17 protein-coding genes and 1 pseudogene are annotated in these 18,511 nt (G+C 57.5%); 11 read left to right on the forward strand and 7 right to left on the reverse strand.

Going from position 1 to position 18,511, the window contains the following annotated elements; all coding sequences use genetic code 11:
- On the forward strand, nucleotides 1-381 hold a 381-nt coding region (locus tag ABIB48_RS16840), incomplete at its 5' end, for a 3-isopropylmalate dehydratase small subunit (RefSeq protein WP_502914149.1).
- Nucleotides 382-1,156: 775 nt separating this feature from the next.
- Here ABIB48_RS16840 and ABIB48_RS16845 read toward each other — a convergent pair.
- Nucleotides 1,157-1,813 carry a pyridoxine/pyridoxamine 5'-phosphate oxidase gene (locus ABIB48_RS16845; RefSeq protein WP_110106260.1) on the reverse strand — a complete coding sequence of 219 codons (657 nt, stop codon included), beginning with the start codon at nucleotides 1,811-1,813 and terminating at the stop codon, nucleotides 1,157-1,159.
- A gap of 207 nt (nucleotides 1,814-2,020) precedes the next feature.
- On the opposite strand from ABIB48_RS16845, the gene ABIB48_RS16850 reads away from it, so the two are divergent.
- From ABIB48_RS16850 to ABIB48_RS16875, 6 genes are all read left to right on the forward strand, one after another.
- Nucleotides 2,021-2,872, forward strand: coding sequence for an SDR family oxidoreductase (locus ABIB48_RS16850; RefSeq protein ID WP_354213697.1), 852 nt, complete (start codon nucleotides 2,021-2,023; stop codon nucleotides 2,870-2,872).
- Between the two features lie 115 nt (nucleotides 2,873-2,987).
- Complete coding sequence (locus ABIB48_RS16855) at nucleotides 2,988-3,380, forward strand: VOC family protein (protein ID WP_110106262.1); 393 nt, start codon at nucleotides 2,988-2,990, stop codon at nucleotides 3,378-3,380.
- Between the two features lie 214 nt (nucleotides 3,381-3,594).
- On the forward strand, nucleotides 3,595-5,805 hold the full coding sequence (locus tag ABIB48_RS16860; RefSeq protein ID WP_354213698.1) for a glycosyltransferase: 2,211 nt from the start codon (nucleotides 3,595-3,597) through the stop codon (nucleotides 5,803-5,805).
- A complete protein-coding gene (locus ABIB48_RS16865) occupies nucleotides 5,802-7,106 on the forward strand; it encodes a glycosyltransferase (protein ID WP_110106264.1) in 1,305 nt (434 codons plus the stop codon). The genes ABIB48_RS16860 and ABIB48_RS16865 overlap by 4 nt, the downstream gene beginning before the upstream one ends.
- Nucleotides 7,107-7,300: 194 nt before the next feature.
- On the forward strand, nucleotides 7,301-7,486 hold the full coding sequence (locus ABIB48_RS16870) for a CsbD family protein (RefSeq protein WP_110106265.1): 186 nt from the start codon (nucleotides 7,301-7,303) through the stop codon (nucleotides 7,484-7,486).
- 78 nt (nucleotides 7,487-7,564) lie between these two features.
- Entirely contained in the window at nucleotides 7,565-7,825 is a 261-nt protein-coding gene (locus ABIB48_RS16875) for a GlsB/YeaQ/YmgE family stress response membrane protein (RefSeq protein ID WP_110106266.1), read from the forward strand.
- Between the two features lie 78 nt (nucleotides 7,826-7,903).
- On the opposite strand, the gene ABIB48_RS16880 is transcribed toward ABIB48_RS16875, so the two are convergent.
- The gene (locus ABIB48_RS16880; protein ID WP_110106267.1) at nucleotides 7,904-8,812 is read right to left on the reverse strand and encodes a sigma-70 family RNA polymerase sigma factor; all 909 of its coding nucleotides are present in this window, start codon (nucleotides 8,810-8,812) and stop codon (nucleotides 7,904-7,906) included.
- 325 nt (nucleotides 8,813-9,137) lie between these two features.
- Nucleotides 9,138-9,407 carry a hypothetical protein gene (locus ABIB48_RS16885; RefSeq protein WP_110106268.1) on the reverse strand — a complete coding sequence of 90 codons (270 nt, stop codon included), beginning with the start codon at nucleotides 9,405-9,407 and terminating at the stop codon, nucleotides 9,138-9,140.
- An 85-nt stretch (nucleotides 9,408-9,492) separates the two neighbouring features.
- Here ABIB48_RS16885 and ABIB48_RS16890 point away from each other — a divergent pair, with 85 nt between their 5' ends.
- The gene (locus ABIB48_RS16890; protein ID WP_110106269.1) at nucleotides 9,493-10,161 is read left to right on the forward strand and encodes a response regulator transcription factor; all 669 of its coding nucleotides are present in this window, start codon (nucleotides 9,493-9,495) and stop codon (nucleotides 10,159-10,161) included.
- Nucleotides 10,162-10,387: 226 nt separating this feature from the next.
- Here the strand turns inward: ABIB48_RS16890 and ABIB48_RS16895 are convergent.
- The 4 genes and pseudogenes from ABIB48_RS16895 to ABIB48_RS16910 all read right to left on the reverse strand — a co-directional run.
- Nucleotides 10,388-10,891, reverse strand: a pseudogene (locus ABIB48_RS16895) (DUF488 domain-containing protein); the annotation flags it as partial.
- A 68-nt stretch (nucleotides 10,892-10,959) separates the two neighbouring features.
- The gene (locus ABIB48_RS16900; RefSeq protein WP_110106270.1) at nucleotides 10,960-11,793 is read right to left on the reverse strand and encodes a DUF1206 domain-containing protein; all 834 of its coding nucleotides are present in this window, start codon (nucleotides 11,791-11,793) and stop codon (nucleotides 10,960-10,962) included.
- A 270-nt stretch (nucleotides 11,794-12,063) separates the two neighbouring features.
- Nucleotides 12,064-12,843: a type 1 glutamine amidotransferase domain-containing protein gene (locus ABIB48_RS16905; protein WP_110106271.1), complete on the reverse strand. Its 780-nt coding sequence runs from the start codon at nucleotides 12,841-12,843 to the stop codon at nucleotides 12,064-12,066.
- Nucleotides 12,844-12,956: 113 nt separating this feature from the next.
- Nucleotides 12,957-13,487 carry an NmrA family NAD(P)-binding protein gene (locus ABIB48_RS16910; RefSeq protein ID WP_110106272.1) on the reverse strand — a complete coding sequence of 177 codons (531 nt, stop codon included), beginning with the start codon at nucleotides 13,485-13,487 and terminating at the stop codon, nucleotides 12,957-12,959.
- A 374-nt stretch (nucleotides 13,488-13,861) separates the two neighbouring features.
- Here ABIB48_RS16910 and ABIB48_RS16915 point away from each other — a divergent pair, with 374 nt between their 5' ends.
- From ABIB48_RS16915 to ABIB48_RS16925, 3 genes are all read left to right on the forward strand, one after another.
- Nucleotides 13,862-14,530: an aspartate/glutamate racemase family protein gene (locus tag ABIB48_RS16915; protein ID WP_281268045.1), complete on the forward strand. Its 669-nt coding sequence runs from the start codon at nucleotides 13,862-13,864 to the stop codon at nucleotides 14,528-14,530.
- A 211-nt stretch (nucleotides 14,531-14,741) separates the two neighbouring features.
- Complete coding sequence (locus ABIB48_RS16920) at nucleotides 14,742-15,728, forward strand: ornithine cyclodeaminase family protein (RefSeq protein ID WP_110106493.1); 987 nt, start codon at nucleotides 14,742-14,744, stop codon at nucleotides 15,726-15,728.
- Nucleotides 15,729-16,300: 572 nt separating this feature from the next.
- Nucleotides 16,301-18,496 carry a beta-glucosidase family protein gene (locus ABIB48_RS16925; protein WP_257032513.1) on the forward strand — a complete coding sequence of 732 codons (2,196 nt, stop codon included), beginning with the start codon at nucleotides 16,301-16,303 and terminating at the stop codon, nucleotides 18,494-18,496.
- Nucleotides 18,497-18,511 lie beyond the last annotated feature (15 nt).

Genomic DNA, 18,511 nt, shown 5'->3' on the forward strand with positions numbered 1-18,511 from the left:
GGTTCCTCGCGTGAACACGCGGTGTGGGCATTGAAGGACTACGGTTTCAAGGCCGTGCTGTCTTCTCGCTTTGCCGATATTTTCCGTGGCAACTCCGGCAAGCAGGGCCTGGTTGCTGCTGAGCTAGCCCAGGATGATATTGAGCTGATCTGGAAGGTGTTGGAGAACGCTCCGGGCACCGCGGTCACAGTGGACCTGGTAGCCAAGATGGTCACGGCAGGCACCGTGGTGGCCCCGTTCCAGATTGATGACTACACCCGCTGGCGCCTACTCGAAGGCCTCGATGACATTGGCCTGACACTGCGCAACGAACCCGACATCACCGCGTTCGAGGCCACGCGCCCCTCGATCAAACCCACAACCCTGCCGGTGAAGGTCTAGAGCGGGGGCACCTACCACTCAGTAGAGGCCGTTGTTAAGATGTGAGGCCTGTGAACCAGCCTCACATCTTAACAACGGCCTCTTTCTGGTTCACTGGTAGCCACCCTCCTTAGCGGGTAGGCCATTACTCTCCAGCAGTGCCACCAGCCGGCGTGCATCACGCAAGTCATCCCAAACCCAACGCACCACCCTATAACCTCGCGCACGGAGCCCCGTGAAGTGCCGCTCTGAAGCCTGAGCTATTTCGGGATCACGCGAAAAAAATAAGACACTGGAAGCCTATTGCGGCATCTGAAAATGCACAATATTCTTTTCAGGCTTTGGGTTTCGAAGAGGCTAAGTACAGCCCTCCGACGTTCGATGGCGAGAGTTGTGGTGGCTTTCGCCAAGGTTTCGCCTTTACACTCCGTACGGTTGATTGAGGTCGCGGCCCACACAACGGCAGCATGATTTGATGGAGCGTGAACTCGTCAGAGCACCCCAGCTAAGACTGCCAGGGTGCTCGTGGTTTTTGGGAAGAGGCCTGCCTATTTCCGTGCACATAGTGTCAATCAAAATTTAACCGAACAATGGAAAAATTGGCTTCATTCAGATTTAGTGTTGAGCCCAAGCCGGCAGTAAGAAGCAACGCTCGAACCACACCCTCAGGTTCCGGACACACGATTATGGTGTTCTGTCATGCATTTAATCAGTAGGCGTCAGACCAAAATTAATCGTTGACTGCAGTTTCTGCTGACCCTGTACTGACGTTCCAGTGGCGGGCCCGGGCACTACCTCACGGCCACAAGCGCTGCTTTTCCCACGCAGAATCGGTCCGTAGATAGCGCAGGCGTTGGTGGTTGCGGTGAGGATCGCCCTGCCAAAATTCCACGGATTTAGGTACAACAGTCCATGCCGCCCACTGGGGAGAAACAATCTCCGGATCGAGCTCCATGGCGGCTTGAGCTTGTTTGATGAGTTCCTCGCGTGCGGCATCTGTTGCAAAGGTGGAGCTCTGTGGAGCAGCCAAAGCATTGACTCTGGTTTGCGGGTGGCGTGTCAAGAAGTCAGCGGCTGATTCTGCTGCGGTAGCCCGGTGCGCGGTTCCGCGGATTCGCACAACGCGGTTGAGCGTACTCCAGTAGAACGTCAGAGCGCACTTTGGATTTGCCAATAGTTGGGCCCCTTTTGTCGAGTCGTCACCTGTTGCGATCCTGAAACCACAATCGCCGTTCACGTCCTTGACGGTTAGCACCCTGGCATCGGGCATCCCGTCCGCATCGACAGTGGAAAGTATCGCTGCGTACGCCTCAGTCAAACCGGCATGGATCGCGTCCTGACGCCAGCGCAGGAAGAGCTCATGAGGGAGGTCCGGGGCTGACGCCACAGCGAAACCTGGCTCCTGCCCAACAGTTGGTGGAACCGCTCCGAACCCATCGCCACGTGTCTGCATGCTCTCATTCTCCACAACAGCACATCATTAGGAAAGCCCGAAGCGGCTGATGGCAGAGCGGCCTACGGCTGTTCGCGATTGGATATGCCGGCGGTGAGCGGCGGTGAAGGCATCGAGAAATCTTGGATAAGCTCGTAGCATTCCTCGATGCCCGGCAACCGGGCATCGAGAAAATCCAAACAAACTGTGTGATCTGAGGAGTATGAAATGGCTGTAGTGATTGCCGGCTGTGGTGACCTCGGAACTGAAGTTGGACTCCGGTTCGCTTCTCTGGGCCACCGGGTAATAGGGCTTCGGCGCTCGGCTGCGAAACTGCCAGCCGAAATCGAGGGACAGGCTGTTGATCTGTCCGCAGAGGTGCCGAAGCTACCAGCGGAGGCCACGATCGTGGTGATTGCCATGAGCCCCGATGAGCGCAGTGTGGAGGGCTACAGGTCCGCCTACGTAGAAAGCGTCCTGCGCGTTGCCGAGGCAATCCGTGAAGACTGCGCTGCGCCACCGCGCGTGCTGTACGTGTCATCAACAGCGGTGTACGGCGTTGACGATGGATCTTGGGTTGACGAGACAACGCTGGCCCAACCCACCTCGCCTACTGCAGTGGTGCTGCTAGAAGCAGAGGAGACCTTGCTCAAGCTGATTCCCGAGGCGGTTATCCTGCGCCTTGGAGGAATTTACGGGCCAGGCCGTACTCGGGAAATTGATCGTGTACGTCAGGGGATCGCGACTATCTCCTCTGAGCCAGAATTCAGCAGTCGGATTCATCGTGACGATGCGGCAGCCGCAGTCATCCACCTCATGACCCGCAAGGATTGGCCTGAGAGTGTCTATATCGGCGTTGACGATCACCCGGTTGATCGTCGCGAAGTTGTTGAATTCTTGGCACGCAGCCTTGATTTGCCCGCGCCGGAAGTCACCAACAATTCCTCGAGCGGGCAGGGGAGTCACGGCAAACGATGCCGCAACAACAAGCTACGGGAAACTGGATTCGTGTTTTCCTACCCCTCATATCGGGAAGGCTACACGGCCGTTCTTGACGGGGCCGGAGTCCGCCACGCCTAAGGGATCCGGTGCTCGGATGGGTCCGGAAGGTTGTATCAGTCACATCACGTTCTGGGATTTGAGATGCGGTATCTTGGGGAGAGGTTTGCCGCCGAAAACTACCACGAGGACACTCATGCCTGCCCTGCCGCATATTGACCATCTGGCGCTGACAGTGACGGACATAACCGTCAGTACAAGCTTCTATTCTCGACTATGGGAAACCGAACCTACGGGGTATATGGATGATGGTCCGTTCATACGCCGCATCTTCACGCTCGCCGGCGGACTCACCTTGGGGCTGACCCAGCACACCATCAGTTCGGCAAAGGACTTCGATGAAAAAAATCCCGGCCTCGATCACATCGGATTCGCAGTGAAGGGTAGAGCAGGGTTGCTCGAGTGGCGCGACCATCTCGAAAAACTTGGTGTCAAGCACAGCGGGTTGGTTGAGGCATCCTACGGGACAGCCCTCAGTTTCAAGGATCCGGACGGAATAGCTCTGGAATTCTTCTTAGCGGCAGACTAGCCGCATTCACGAGGGTGCAGCTCATCACACCCTCGTTGCCTCAAACGTGGCGACAAGATTCGACTTTTGGATTGCAGAACAGCCGAATGCGTGCAGTGATCTTGTGGGTAAACTGTGACACCCCGTTTGGCATATTTGACCTGTCAGTGATTATTATCATTGTTGTAGGTAAGTTGCTATCTTGGCGAGAAACTATCCATGAAGAGGTAAACGCGTGAGGGTTCAGAACTGTCTTGACGCCTTGAAGCATGCTGATCGTCTCGTTGATGCCTTGCGGCTAGCAGACGATCTGGCAGTACAAGCGAGCCAAAACGGTGGTGTGCGAAACATCCGCATCCTCCGCAACGCCATCAGTTCCAAGGACCAGATTGTTGCGATTGCAGCAACGCATGCATTGGGACAGATGGTGGATGAGGAGGCCGACAGTGTTCTTTCTGACCTCCTCTCCAGCGAACACGGTTTCATTCGTGAGCATGCGGCGTGGGCACACCGTTCCCGCTCTCCCCATCTAGAATCCATGGGCAGGCTTGTTGGGCTCGTTGCTTCTGGCGGATTTGCGGGGATGTTATCCCAGCGGACTCTTGAAGCGTGGGGTACTTCCGTCCCTGAAATGGTTTCCGTTTCGCTGGAAAGTGCACTGCTGGGTGTAGCTAGAGTTGAAAGCCGCTACCGGTTGGTGGAGACGCTGGGTTTGGTGCAACACGCCATCTCCACGACGCTGCTGTTGCGCCTGGCCAATGACCCTGGCGAGGACATGTCCGTACGCAGTGCGGCTGTTGCAGCCTTGGGGCAAAGAAGGGGACAGCCTAAAGTAGTAGAACTGCTGACACTTCTCGTTGAGGGAGGGGGCCATCTGGCGGAGGTTGCCAGACTCTCTCTCATGGACCTCGATGTCCACGACGTTCCAGATATTGACCTGGACATGCCGCAACAAGGTTCAAATCTGACAGTTGCCCAACTTTTTCTGAACGCTGATATCGATGCGCACCTAAGCCATTCCGGAAGCGGTGACAATGGCGGCATTGCCACGTTGTTGGTGCGTCTTGGTGACGCCCTCGTGGCTGGTCAGCAACGCAATCCAGATGACGTTCAGGTGGGCGGGGGCCGTAACCTGCAGGTTGACCGTGTGCTCACCCTTTCTCGAGGAAAAGCGGAAGCTGCATCACAGAGCATGGCAGCATTGGGCAACATCGAGCAAGGCCACGTCTACGGCCATATACCGTTGCTGCAGGACCCCAAACAATCAGCGAATCCCTGGACTTTTTGGGTCGCTGCCCGGCGTGGCATCAGCCGCCTACTCAGGGCTGCCGGGAACGTTGACGTGCTTCACTTGCGAATGGCAGATGTAGGCAGCCTTGCCGCCTTCGACGTTGCCCGGGCCCTCGATATCCCGGTGGTGTTCACGGTGGCACCGGATCCGCACGCAGTCATCAACTCCATGGATCTTGCTGGCACTCTCAACCGGGAAAACTTTGGAACCACTGACGAGATTGAACATTTTTGGTTCCGCGCCCGCCTTGTTCAACGACTCGCCGCCAATTCAGCCCATACCGTTTTTTTCCCCCGGCCTAATCTTCGGCACGACATCAACGAGCTGATTGGAATTGATATTGGCAAGGAACCACAGCGGCACACCATTGTTCCTGAGGGCATTGATCTGGGCGTGATTGACCAGGCTGTTCTTGAAGCTGAGTCCCTCGTCTCCGGGGGTCCAGCTAGCCCGGCGCTGCTGGAACTTCGGGACCTTCTCAACGCTCTTCCCGCCGAACGGCGCGCGCTGCCGCTACTGACAAGTGTGGGCCGGTTGCACCGGGTCAAGGGGATGTCAACGATAGTTGAAGCCTGGGCAGGTTCTGATCTGCGTCACCGGACCAACCTTTTGATCATTGGCGGGAATCTCCAAGATCCTTCAGCGGATGAACGCGAACAGCTCCAGCTCATCAACGGAACTCTCAGTCCTGAGGTGCAAAGCCAGGAAGGGCTGTTGATTGCCGGTCATCGCCCGAACGACACAGTTGCCCGATGGATCGCAGCAACCCGCACTGGAATTCCTGGTTTTGCCGGTCCCAATGGTGTGTATGTTTGCGGGAGCCTAAAGGAAGAGTTTGGCATTGCGCTTTTGGAGGCCATGGCAACAGGCTTACTGGTGGTTGCCCCGGATGCTGGTGGCCCCGCGACGTATGTGGAACAAGGGCGGACTGGATTTCTTACCACCACTTGGGACACTGCGTTGCTGGCTGGGGCCATTAATGATGCGCTGGTGTGTGCGGCTAATGAAGTAACAGACACACGGGCGCTCTACTCCCGCAGTGTTGTCCAAGATCGCTTCACTATAGAGGCGATGGCCCACACACTGAACCAGGTGTACAGCAACGTGCACCAAAACGATGTTCAATTGCGACGAGAATTGATGGCCAGCGCATGACACTTTTGATCATTAGCCCAGACTACGCCTCACACCTTTATCCTCTGGCGGCCTTGGGAACTAGCTGGTTGGCTGCTGGCGAGAGGGTTGTGGTTGCGACCGGGCCTGCCACAGCATCCATCGTGGAGTCCTTTGGCTTTGAACACACACCCCTGCAACTTAGCCGTGGCTCAAACCCAGGTGTTATCCGTGCCGAGGAACAGCCTCAAGGTGAGGATGATGCACTGCGGGGCTTCTTCTCAGCCACGCGCAACGGGATGATAGACACCCTGACCTTCCAGGCTGAGGCCCGCATGAACGATCTGATGTGGGAGCCTGTCAGCACGGCTAGGGCGGTGCAGGCCATCATTGAGGAGATCCAACCACACACAATCATTGTGGATCATTTGGCGTTCAGCGCGCGTCTTGCCATGGTTGCTGCAGGGGTCCATCACATCGACGTGGTCCTGGGCCATCCCACGGCATTGCCCTTGCCCCTGGCCGCGGAAGTCTATGGGTATCCTCCGGCATGGCCGGCTGCATTCTCTCCTGACGAGAGCGAACTGCAAGAGCTGAAGAACTTGTGTTTGCAGGTCAGTGAATCATTCACCACCGAGTGGAACCAAGCGTTGGCCGTGTTGGCTCCCCACCTCCCACCTTCACCGGACGCTTTCGCAGAGCACGGGGACCTACTCGTTTTTAACTACCCTGAGGAGTTGGTGCCAATGGAAAGGAAGGAGCTGCTGCAACAACACTTGTTCCTGGGCTCCTCCGTGCGTGCTGAGCCAACCGATCCGCGCGTCTCACAGTGGATTGCCTCCACCAATGAACCCTATGTATACGTCAGCTTCGGCAGCTTTCTTTCCGTGCGTTCGGACGTCCTGATCAAAGTTGTCACGGCACTACGTGAATCTGGGATTAGAGCTGCTATCGCCTATGGTTCTACGGAATTGGAGTCCCTCGGTGAAATTCCGGACCATTGGTTGGTGGGTGAATTCCTGCCGCAAGTTACCTTGCTGGAGTCTGCTGCCGTAGGTGTTACCCATGGGGGCAACAACAGTGTCACTGAATCAATGACGTTTGGTGTGCCGTTGGTGGTTCTACCCTTCTCCACTGACCAGTTCGCCGGCGCCGCTGCTCTTGAATCCACCGGCTTTGGTGCAGCCCTCGCACCAAACACAGCCACCGTGGAAGAGATCAAACGTGCTCTTGAAACCATGTTGGCACTGCCAATGGATAAGCGCACGGCGTTGCATGAGCTCGGGCAAACACTGCGCCAAGGAGATGGGCCGAACCGGATACGTTCTGCTCGGAATGCCTAGTTTCTGACCCCTGCTTTGGCTCGTTATGAGGTTAACGCAGCAGAGAACTTGGCATCGAAAATGTTTGGATTCCTCAGTTGGGGGAATTGTAATGGTTGAGGCTCGTGGCGCCATTGCCGCTGAGCCCGGGAAACGGATCGAAAAGCAGCGGCCGGGTGGCCTCTGATGCTTTTCGTTCCCTGAAGGAGACAACCATGGGTATCGCAGACAAGTTTGAGAATAAGGCCGAAGAGCTCAAGGGCAAGGCCAAGGAGCACATCGGCTCAGCCACGAATGATCAGGGCCTTGAAGCGGAGGGCCAAGCGGACCAGGCCAAGGCCGGTGTCAAGCAGGCTGGTGAGCACATCAAAGATGCTGCCAAGGACGTCACTGACCGCTAACGGTTGCGCCGTCACCTGGGTGAACCCACAATGGGCACGCCCCTCGATCTGAGAAGTTGAACTAAAAGGAGTTATTTCATGGGTTTTATTGCGTTCCTGATACTGGGACTCATTGTTGGTGCGATAGCAAAAGCTATCCTCCCCGGCCGCCAAAGTGGCGGCATCCTGATCACCATGCTCTTAGGAGTGGTGGGGGCCTTGCTCGGGGGATGGATCGGTAGTGCGATCTTCGGCGTCGGGCTTGAGAATTTTTGGAGCCTGCAAACCTGGCTGGTCGCCATTGTAGGTTCACTGGTGGTTTTGGGCATCTATGGCGCCATTGTGGGGCGCAAGGCCTGAGATTAGTGTGAGCCTGTCCGCCATCCTCTAGGGAGGATGGCGGACAGGCTCACTTCAAGCTATTTACAGCGTTTTCGTCTACTTATCCGCGGGATCGGTCAGCCGGCGCCCGAGGCGGTCGAGTAACCGTTGGAGGCGTCGGGAAATTTGCATTTGACTGACCCCGAATTCCTGAGCAATCTGCCCTTGCGAGAACTCAAGCACGAAGCGCAAATGAAGTAGGCGCCTATCTTCCTCGCTCGTGTCCCGCAAAGCCGCTTCAAGCGTTAGCTTTTGCTCAACTCGTTCATATCCGGGGTCCTCCGTCGCCAGACGGGCGGCATGGACTTGGCCCTCGTAGCTTGTTGGCGCGTCATTTTGTTCAATCGGCTGGGCCACCATTGCCATCTCCGCTAACAAGGCCAGTGTGGTTTCCGCCACTGATAAGCCAGCTGCCACACTCAGATCGGCAGTTGAGGGAGCCTTGCCTAGATGCTGCGTCAGCTCGGGGCGCACCTGCCTGATTTTGAGCCTGGCTTCCTGGATGGGCCTAGGCGGCCGCACCACCCAAGAATGATCCCTGAGATACCGTTTGAGCTCCCCAGTGATGGTGGGCACGGCAAAGGCCATGAACCCATGATTTCCGGATTCGCGATACCTTCTGGCAGCCTTTACGAGTCCAAGCCTGGCTACCTGCTGCAAGTCTTCGGCCTCACACCCGGGCGCACTATAGCGGCGCGAGAGAGCATCGGCTAGACCCATGAACTGCAGCACCAATTGAGCCGCGCCCGCGCCGGACTTTGAAATCGCTGCGTGTGGGGAGAGGGGAAGGTCAAGAGGCGAGGGTCCTAGTGAAAAAGTTCGGGAGGCTGACTCCTGCAACGCATTTCCCGGTTTGGAGTCAGGGGACAAGGGAGAAATGCTGACTTGTTGATAAACAGTGGGCATGCTCTGCTCCTGACGTACGCTCTCTTGAAGTCTGGACCGCTGAGTTTGCGAGAACAGCATGCTGCACACTTCCGCCGCGGTCAGTGCGCTGCCGGACGTAGGGCAGCGAGGTTCTCGAAAGGGATCGGGTATCCGTCCCAGCCGTGGCCGAATCCTGACAGGAAAACGTTATCGGCCGAGAAAGTACGCTGACGGTGCCGGCCGGATGCTACAGTCCACACAATAGAAACGTGGTTCCCCTCGCGTGCAACCGCATATCCGTGAATCTCGATGCCGGCATCCCTAACCACCACCCTTACGGCGGTTGCTTGCAGGTTTTTCGGTGATCGAATATACGGATACTCCGTCTGACTAAGGCTTAGCCGTGTCTTGGTCTCTGCTGACACTATTTACCCACGAGGTTTTCAGAGGAGAAGCCTGTTGACGGACCAAGTTTGTGTGGGCTGGCCAGGGTTGTGGTCCCCAGCCCACCTCTTTGTAACGCCCCGATGATTGCTTGTTCGCGCCGGGTCAGTGCAGCGATCTTCGTGGGGTTTGCGGTGTTTCGATGCTCATCCTCGGCTAGGGCCAATTGAACAATAAGTTCCCGAACGCTCGCCTGGCCGAGATCGTCGTCCTCAGGCGCGGTTTTGTTCTGGGTTTGTGCTGTATTCATCCCTAAATCCTAATTTTTGGATGGGGTTAACGTCTTCACCCTAAGGGGTGGACTCTTGCGCCCCCTCCTGCTCTAAAGTGGAAGAATGGTAAACCTTCGCGTCGCTCTGGTAGATGACTATGAAATCGTGCTTCGAGGGCTGGAGATGATGCTTCGGTCTTATGGGGATACCGTGGAGGTGGTTGAACTGGACCTCAACCGAAATGTGGCGAGGACTGCCGATATCACGCTTTATGATACGTTCGCGGCTTTGCCGGGAGACGGTGTGGATGTGCATGAGTTGGCAAGCAATCCGCTGGCAGGCAAGGTGGTTGTCTATTCGTGGGACCTTGATGAAACACGGATCAACGCTGCACTGGCCAACGGCGCCAGCGGGTACTTATCCAAAGGCCTTCCGGCGGCCCGTCTTGTTAGCGCCCTCCACGATATCCACCGTGGTGAAAGCCAAGTTTTCCACGGTCCCAGTGGACAGTCGAAATCGAGCCTTGGTGATTGGCCTGGCCGCGAAGAGGGCCTGACTCAACGGGAGGCTGAAGTCCTTGCCCTTATCACCCAAGGCCTCAGTAACGCGGAAATAGCCGAAAGAGCCAGGTTATCCATCAATACCGTCAAGACCTTCATCCGAAGCTGTTACCGCCGTATCGGCGTAACGGACCGCTCCAACGCCATCCTTTGGGGACTCGAGCACGGATTCTTCCCAGACCACAAACGCGTCCGGCCACGACCGTCACCTGCACAGAAGCCCGGGGACTAGCTAGTTCAAGGCCCAGCGGGTTGGCTCCACTACATCCCGTCTCTAGCAATCTCATTACTGACCGATACCGCTGGAGACTATTCTGCCGGGCCGTCGTTTTCTTCATAGGGGGATAGGTGATTTTTTCTCGTTCTACGCGGGCAAAAGGGCGGAGCACATGCTCTGTTGCACGCTTTTCGGTCATAATGTCAAGGACTCTCACGCCGCGGACCACAAGAGCATCACCGATCATTGACCGGTGACAACGCCACGGCACCGCTTCAGCACACATGATGGCAAGATCGTTGTGCTGGGCGCGTTGGATGAGATTCTCCAAGGCCTCACGAAACTCATCAGTTTGCATGTAGTCGGCGTAGCCTTGAAATGACTTGTTGCGCCAGCCACCATTGGGACTATCCGGCTTGAAATGGCGCAAACCACCCAAGGAAGCAACCCGTCGATACGTCAACCCTGCCGCCCGCAGGCTGGCCGCTAGGGAATGCTCCATGAACTGGGGGTTGTGTCGGGACTTGGGTATGGTGCGTACGTCAACAACCTTCTTCACCCCGTGAGCCTTCAAGAGGGCAATGAATTCATCCATCGAGTGGGTGGAGTGTCCAATGGTAAAGAGTGTGATGTCCGCCATCAACTCACCGTATCGGGTGGAGGCTGGAGGTTCCAAACTTCGGCGCAGCCACAGCAAACCCAAGTTGCAAATGTCCTTGATAACGCAGGGGAGTGTCTTTACCATCACGGACTAAGTTATGTCAGGCCTGTGGTGCAGTTCTAGTTACCTGTGGTCGCGGTGGTGCTGTGGTGTCACATTTTAACGAATCTGGCCTTGGCAATTTGGTAGAGCCCGTAACAGATTAGGCCTGCGCCAATGAGGGTCAGGAGATAGACCCCATACGGTTGCTCCCGCACGGCTTTTAGCGCACCATCTAATCCGGTGGACTCCTGGGGCCGTGCCTGGAGGGTGGCAATGATGAAGAGCAGTCCCACCAAAAACAACGCGATACCTTTTGCGATGTATCCAATGAGCCCTAGGCCGGTGATGATTGCTCGTAAAGCGGCTGAGGAGGGTAAGGAAAGGTTCTTCTTAAAAGAGGTGCGGATACCCCTGACAGCGAAGACCACCCCTGTCACGATGAGGCCAACACCAACGCAGATCAACAGCAGCGGTCCCAGTGGTAACTTCATAATCTCGGCTGTGGAGTCGCTTGTGGACCGTCCACTATTTTTTCCGTTACCAACAGCGAACGAGCTAAAAGCTATGGCCATAGCCAAAAAAACTACCGCCTGCCCTGCTGCGGCAAGCTTTTTCCACAGCTTTGATTTGGGTTCACGTTCGCGATACCCAAAAACAACTTCACTGAGTTGCCATAAGGCCAGTGCCGCACAGGCCGTGAAACCAAGCCAAAGCAGGAACGCACCGGCGGTTCCCTGGGCAAGTTGGGCCATGGCACCACCTTGGTCTGCCTGCGCGGCTTTACCGAAGGCTAACTGTATGGCGATCAAGCCGATCAAGACATGCAAGGCACCACTGACGGCAAAGCCTGTTCGGGCGGTGATGACAAAGATCCGAGAGTTCGCGGCGTTCTCGGCGGCACCTGCAGCGTCCTTCAAATCTTTTTTAATGGTGTTGCCTTTCATCGAGTGGCCACATGACACCGTGCTGTGTCATGTTACCTATTTTGTCACTGGCAGTCACTGGCAGTCACTGGCAGGTAGGGGAATACTGAGCCTTTTCACGCCAGCTGAGCGTAGCGCAGACCGCATCACTCAAGCGGTGTTGCCGCGCTGGCCCTAGGGGCGAGTAGCTAATGCGGTACCTGTTGGTGGCGGGTAACCCACCCTTGGACTGAACGGGCAACGGCCGCCCTTCAAGGGAAGGACGGCCGTTGCCTGAAGGTGCTTGTAGCGTTAGTGCTCAGTATCCGCCGCAGCAGCTGCAGCAGCCGCCTTCTCGGCGTCCTTCTTTGCACGTAGAGCTTGTGCTTCCTGCTCTAGCACAGCTTTTTCTTGGTGGATTACCTCGGCAAAGAGCTTCTCCATCTCCTTTGCCACCCCCGCGGCTGAGGCTGGGTTCTGTCCGGTTACCAGCCGGTCATCAACCACAACTTTTTCCTCGAAGACGTCGGCAAAGACGTGGGTTGCACCCTTCTCCTCCAGGCGGTCCGCCAGGAAGAAGGGGATAACTTTGTCCTTGCCCGCGGCTACCTCTTCGTCATTGGTGAAGGCAGCGACCTTCCGTCCATTGACGAGGTGTATCCCGTTCGCCAGCTCCACGTTCACCAAGCCAGCTGGGCCGTGGCAGACCGCGCCCACCACGTTGCCCGCGTTGTAAACACTGGCTACCAGTTGCTGAAGGCCCTTGCTTTCCGGGAAATCCCACATGGTTCCGTGGCCGCCTACCAGATAGACGGCGTCGTACTGCTCTGGATCTACGACGTCGACGCGGGCTGTGTTGTACAGGCCGGCGCGCGTAGCCTCGTCCTGGGTGAAGGCCACCTGGATGGGATCGTCGGTGTCCACCTCGTTCTGCGGGGGCTGACCTCCTTGGATAGAGGCGAAGTCAACGAAATGGCCGGAATCCTTGAAGACCTTCCAAGGATGAGCGGCTTCGGCCACGTTGTAGCCAGTCTTCTCGCCCGTACCGGGAATCTCTGAAACGCTGGTCAGTACCATGAGGATTTTCTTCATGAAATGTTCCTTTCGTCCTTGCCCACCCTAGGCGAATCGAGGACGAAGTGCATAGACCATGCCGAGTCAGGACAGATTTGACACTGCTATTTTTGGCCTCAGCTGGTCCGGGATCAGTGTTGGTTTGCGTTGTCCAGGCCATGCTGGGCGAGAACATCCTTCACCGTGGTCCAAGGATGTTTGCCATAGCGGTTGTTCTCAACATGGCGCAACTGTGATTGGCCAGAGAACGTGCTCATGAAGTACTGCATTCCCTGCCAAGCGGGAAACGTGGCGAGCGGATCCTTCCAGAAGCGTTGGGCAACCTTGCTAATGGCTGGGAGCACATTCGTGGTGCCAGCCCACAGCAAATTGTACGGAGTTCCGCTCAGATCGGACATGGTGCGGGCGATGTCGGGGGGCAGTGACCCGGTCGCCGAAGAGATCACCGTCTCAACGTCTAAATGGGCGGTAGATAGGGCTGACTGATCGGAGTAATGTACCTCGACGATCTCCATGCGGTTGTTATTGCCGTACATTGCTTGTGCTTTTCCACTGCCCGGACGGGTGAGAACCCTGATGTGGGTATCCCTCAGCAGAAGTTCGCGCATGATCCGGCTCCCAAGATCACCGGTAGCACCGGCAACGAGGACATGAGTTGTCATAGTCAGATCATACTCAAACACGCCCCGCAGGATGGGTGCATTTGTTCAGGGTGGTTCACGCTCCTCATGCAGTCCGGGTCCGCTAATCAGCGCGGCGAGGGCAACTTAGCTTGCCAGTTGAATGCCGCGCAAGAAGGCACTCACTGCAGCGGCCATTCGGGGCTGTACTTGGGGGACATTGCATAGCTTTTCTTGATACTAGTATTGCCATAGTTGTGGGATTTGGTACCTCGATCATGTTGGCCGTCGGCTCACTTGCTGGCGGGCTCTTCCCCTGATTCTGTGTGTAGTTGCCGACCATTACGGACCTTTTGGCAAAGCTTTAGAAGAAGAGGAACAGGCTGTTTATGTCCACTAAGCGTCGGGTAATTCTGATGGTCAACCCCAACACGAACCCAAAAACTACAGCAATGATGCAAGATTTAGCAACGCTTGAACTGCGCGGTAGCGGCTTAGCAGCTGTGGGCATTACAGCTTTTCATGGGCCCAGAATGATCATCGATCCAGCAAGTCTCGAGGCTGCAGCAACCCATGTTCTCGACGTGGTACGAACCTACTTGGCCGGTCCTGACGGTCCGGATGTAGTGGCAATCATGGTTGCTGCCATTGGTGATCCTGGGCGTCAAGAACTTAGCGACGAGGTGACGGTCCCCGTAGTGGGAATAGGTGAAGCCTCGATCTTGGCCGCGTCTGAGGGCGGCAGAACTTTCGGTATGGCAACCAGTACCCCGTTGCTAGTGCCCTCGCTGAGGCATCTGGTCATGAATCATGACCGAGCCGAGTATTTCCGCGGGGTCAAGCTGACAACCAGCGGACCGTTGGCACTCGCTGCAGATCCGCAACGGCAATTCCTGGAGCTGCGTCAAGCTGTAGGGGAATCGGTTGCTAGTGGCGCTCAGGCGGTAATAATTGCTGGTGGGCCGCTCAGTGAAACGGCCCGCAGGCTCTCTGCTGAAAACATTGCGGTCATCATTGAGCCCATCCCCAGCGCCTGCCGGCTTGTTCTGACGAGGTTGGGTACTGATCTGTTTACAGCGGACTGATCTTTCTTATTCGTCCAACAATGGTGTGGTGTGGACGTGATTCCCTGAGTAATGCATTGCTGTGCCTAGGCGGAATATCACGGTGTTGGCAGAGTAAAATTGCTCCGGAGTAGTGGCGTTGGAGTCACTGCTGAAGGCAGGCTCATTTGCCTTTCCATACAATTTTTCAGACGCAAGCAAATTCTCCTCCGTAGACATCAAGGACCCTGAGATGACACTAATTTTGACAGCTTCCGAACTCGATTCCTTAGTTGATATGCCGCGCACCATCGAGGCTGTGGAACGAGCATTCGCAGAGATTTCCGATGGGTTAGCCCACCAGCCAGCCCCGGGATCGCTTCACCTGCCTGCTTCTGACTCACGGTTCCTTCCGATGGCGGCGGTTTCGGGCCCTAGCGGCCTAGCTTCAGTGAAGTTACTTTCCGATATCCCCGGAAACGTGGAGCGCAGCTTGCCAACACAGCGTTCAACCCTTTTGTTGGTTTCCCAAACTACAGGGGAGACTCTAGCTATCTTGGACGGACGTATCCCCACACGTGTCCGCACGGCAGCGGCCAGCGCTGTGGCCAGCAAAGCCCTCGCGAGAGCTGAGAGTTCCGTTCTCGGGCTTGTTGGTGCTGGAGCTTTGGCTGTGGCGCATGTTGAGGCAATGCTTGCTGTTCTTTCAATACGGACGGTGGTGGTTTGGTCCCGGAAAGCTTCAACCATCGAAGCATTCCAGCGTCAGATCGCACATTTGGAGCTTAACGTGGTTATTGCTCCGTCTGCCCAATTTGTTGTGGAGTCCGCGGACATTCTGTGCACACTCACACCGGCTTCTGAACCGCTCGTTTTTGGCAAATGGTTTCAGTCTGGTCTGCATGTCAACGCTGTAGGTGCAAGGCCCCGGCCTGACGAGCGTGAAATAGATTCTGAAGGAATGATCCGTTCCCGGGTATTTGTGGATAGCTTGTCAACAGCGCTCACAAAGTCCGGAGACCTGCTGATTCCGATCAACGAAAAGGTCATGACAGCGGAGCAGGTCCAAGGCGAACTTGGGGACGTCATCACAGGGAAAACGCCAGGGCGTACAGATTCAGATGACATCACCTTGTTCAACTCCGTGGGAATCGGAATGCTAGACCTCGCCATCGGAAGAATTCTCTATGACCGTGCGCTCCAGCAATCCGTGGGCCTCGAAGTGGACCTTAGCAGTTAACTTCTCCTCCACCTCGGCATTGGCCGTACCTATTAACATGGCAGGGTAGGCCTGGTGATCACCGGCGCCTGTGTCGTCATTCACCATGAAACCGGGGAAATCATTGCCGAATTCCCCCTGGATGATGCCAAGGACTACCAAGTAAAAAAAGAAAAACCCGGTCCTAGGAACGGGGTGAGGCGTTGAGGATTCTGAGAGGGATGTAATCGTTCGGCAAGCCACTAGCCTCTTGTGTTTACCAAGGATTTTGCTGTTTCAGGCTCGTTGGATGAGTTGAGTTCCGCTGATCCGGGGCTTGTTGCTAAGACGGCTTGACACCGCCGTGTCGTATTCACTGTTATCGGGCTATCGACACGGCCAGCGGAATCAAGCGGCGAAAGCGTTGGCGGATTCCGGGCCATAGGATCAGAATGATCGCGTGGTGTGGCCTCACCCCGGTTGCTGGGCACCGGATTGAGGCCAAGAGGGTGCATAATTTAGGGCATGGAGATGGTTGGAGCGGGTCGGGTTGCGCGAGTGCTGGAGCAGTGAGGCGGTGGAGTGCGGGTACACGATCCGGGTCGAGGAAAGTGTTGACGTCTGAGGTAAGCCCATATGGCAAGGCGGTCAGCGCAGTCCGGGCTGGTGAGCTCGATGCGGATGAGGCTGCGGATCAGCTGATCGACAGGATGACTGATCGGGAGCTCCTTGGACTGCTTGACGGCGACTCTCCCAAGCAGCTGCTGCCGCTCATCCCGGTGCTGCTGGATCGGCGGCCTTTCGTGGCCGGGGCGGTCCCGCGGCTCGGCATCCCGGGAATCCGGTTTAGCGACGGCCCCCGCGGCGTTGTGATTGGCACCTCCACTGCCTTCCCTGTGACGATGGCGCGCGCCGCGACGTGGGACCCGTCTCTGGAGGAGCGGGTAGGTCACGCTATCGGGTTGGAGACCAGGGCACGGGGCGCCAACTACTCCGCCTCCGTGTGTGTCAACCTGCTTCGCCACCCCGCGTGGGGCCGGGCGCAGGAGTGTTACGGGGAGGATCCGGTGCTCACCGGCCGGATGGGGTCGGCCCTGACCCGAGGCGTACGTGTGAACGTGATGGCGTGTGTGAAGCACTTCGCGCTTAACTCGGTGGAGAACGAGCGCTTCGAGGTCGATGTCTCGGTCGGCGAGCACGCCCTCCACGAGGTGTACCTGCCGCACTTCAAGGCCGTTGTAGATGCGGGCGTCGATTCCGTGATGAGTGCTTACAACAGGGTGCGGGGCGAGTATATGGACGTCAATCGTCCACTGCTCACCGATGTGTTGCGGGACGAGTGGGGCTTCTCGGGGTTCGTGACGAGCGACTGGGTGTTCGGTACCCATGATGCGGTCCTGAGCCTTCAGGCGGGGATGGACGTGGAGATGCCGCTGCGGTTGGTGCGAGCCCGCGATCTGCCGGCCGCGCTCCACCGGGGTGAGGTGGCCCGTACGACCGTGCTGCGCTCAGCGCGCCGGATCCTGCGCACCAGCGTGCTGCATGCCGCGACGCGCGAGGAGGCGGTGCCGAGCCCGGCCCTCATTGCCTCGCCGGCGCATCGGAAGCTGGCCTACCAGGTAGCCGCAGAGTCGATCGTATTGCTGAAGAACGAGATCACCGGCACTGCGCCGTTGCTACCATTGGCCCCCACGACCGGGCACCTCGCGGTGATCGGGCGCCTCGCGGGGCAGGCGAACCTAGGTGATCACGGTTCCTCACGCGTTCGGCCCCCCTCCACGGTCTCGCCGCTGCAGGGGCTAAGGGACGCGCTTCCCCAAGTACGGATCACGAGCACCTCCGGCAAAAACGTACGTGCCGCAGTCGCTGCGGCGGCCGCAGCGGAAACGGTCATCGTCGTCGTCGGCCTGGACCAGCACGATGAGGGCGAGTCGGTCGTCACCGCTGGTGTGGACGTGGGCGTGCTCGGCCGGGCATTTGGCTCGGGTCGACTCCAAGGGCCGCTCATTGCCCTGGCACACTTTGCGTCACGGTTCGTCCGTGGCGGCGACCGCGACTCGCTCGATCTGCGCCCCTCCGATGTGCGCCTTATTCGCGCAGTCGCAGCAGTAAATTCACGGACCGTCGTCGTGCTGATCGGAGGCAGCGCGATCCTGACGGAGAAATGGCGAGACCGCGTGCCGGCGCTCCTCCTCGCCTGGTACGGAGGGATGGAGGGCGGCCATGCGCTAGCGAGCGTGCTCACCGGCGCCGCGGAGCCCGGTGGACGGCTGCCGTTTGTGCTGCCGACGGACGCCGCACATCTCCCGCCGTTCGACAGCGCTGCGAAGTCCGTCATCTACGACGACAAGTGGGGTCAACGCATGCTCGACGGTGATGGGCACGCGCCAGCATTCCCGTTCGGGTTCGGCCTGGGCTACACGACAATCGAGCACCGGCTCCTCGACCACAAGTTCGACGACACGGGAGGCAGCGCTGACGTTCTCGTGACGAATACCGGTGATCGCGAGGGATCGACCGTCGTGCAGGTCTACGCCGCGGACACCTCCCTCCCCAAGCCGGTAGCGCAGCTGCTGGGCTTCCAGAAGGTCACGCTGCAGCCAGGGGCGGAGTCGACCGTCCGGGTCACATTGGATGCGGGACCCACTCTGCAGCGCGATCCGGCGACACAGCGCTGGGCTCCCCGCGCCGGCGACTGGGGTTTGCTTGCTGCCCAGCACAGCCCCAACAGCTGGGAACACGCGCGCCGATTACGGTTCCCTGGGGCCTTGATCGAGAAAATCGGCGTCGTGGACGGTCAGCCGACCTGAGGTCGGTACGGGTCG

This window comes from Arthrobacter sp. UYCu511, assembly GCF_040547105.1.
GTDB classification, from domain to species: domain Bacteria; phylum Actinomycetota; class Actinomycetes; order Actinomycetales; family Micrococcaceae; genus Specibacter; species Specibacter psychrochitiniphilus.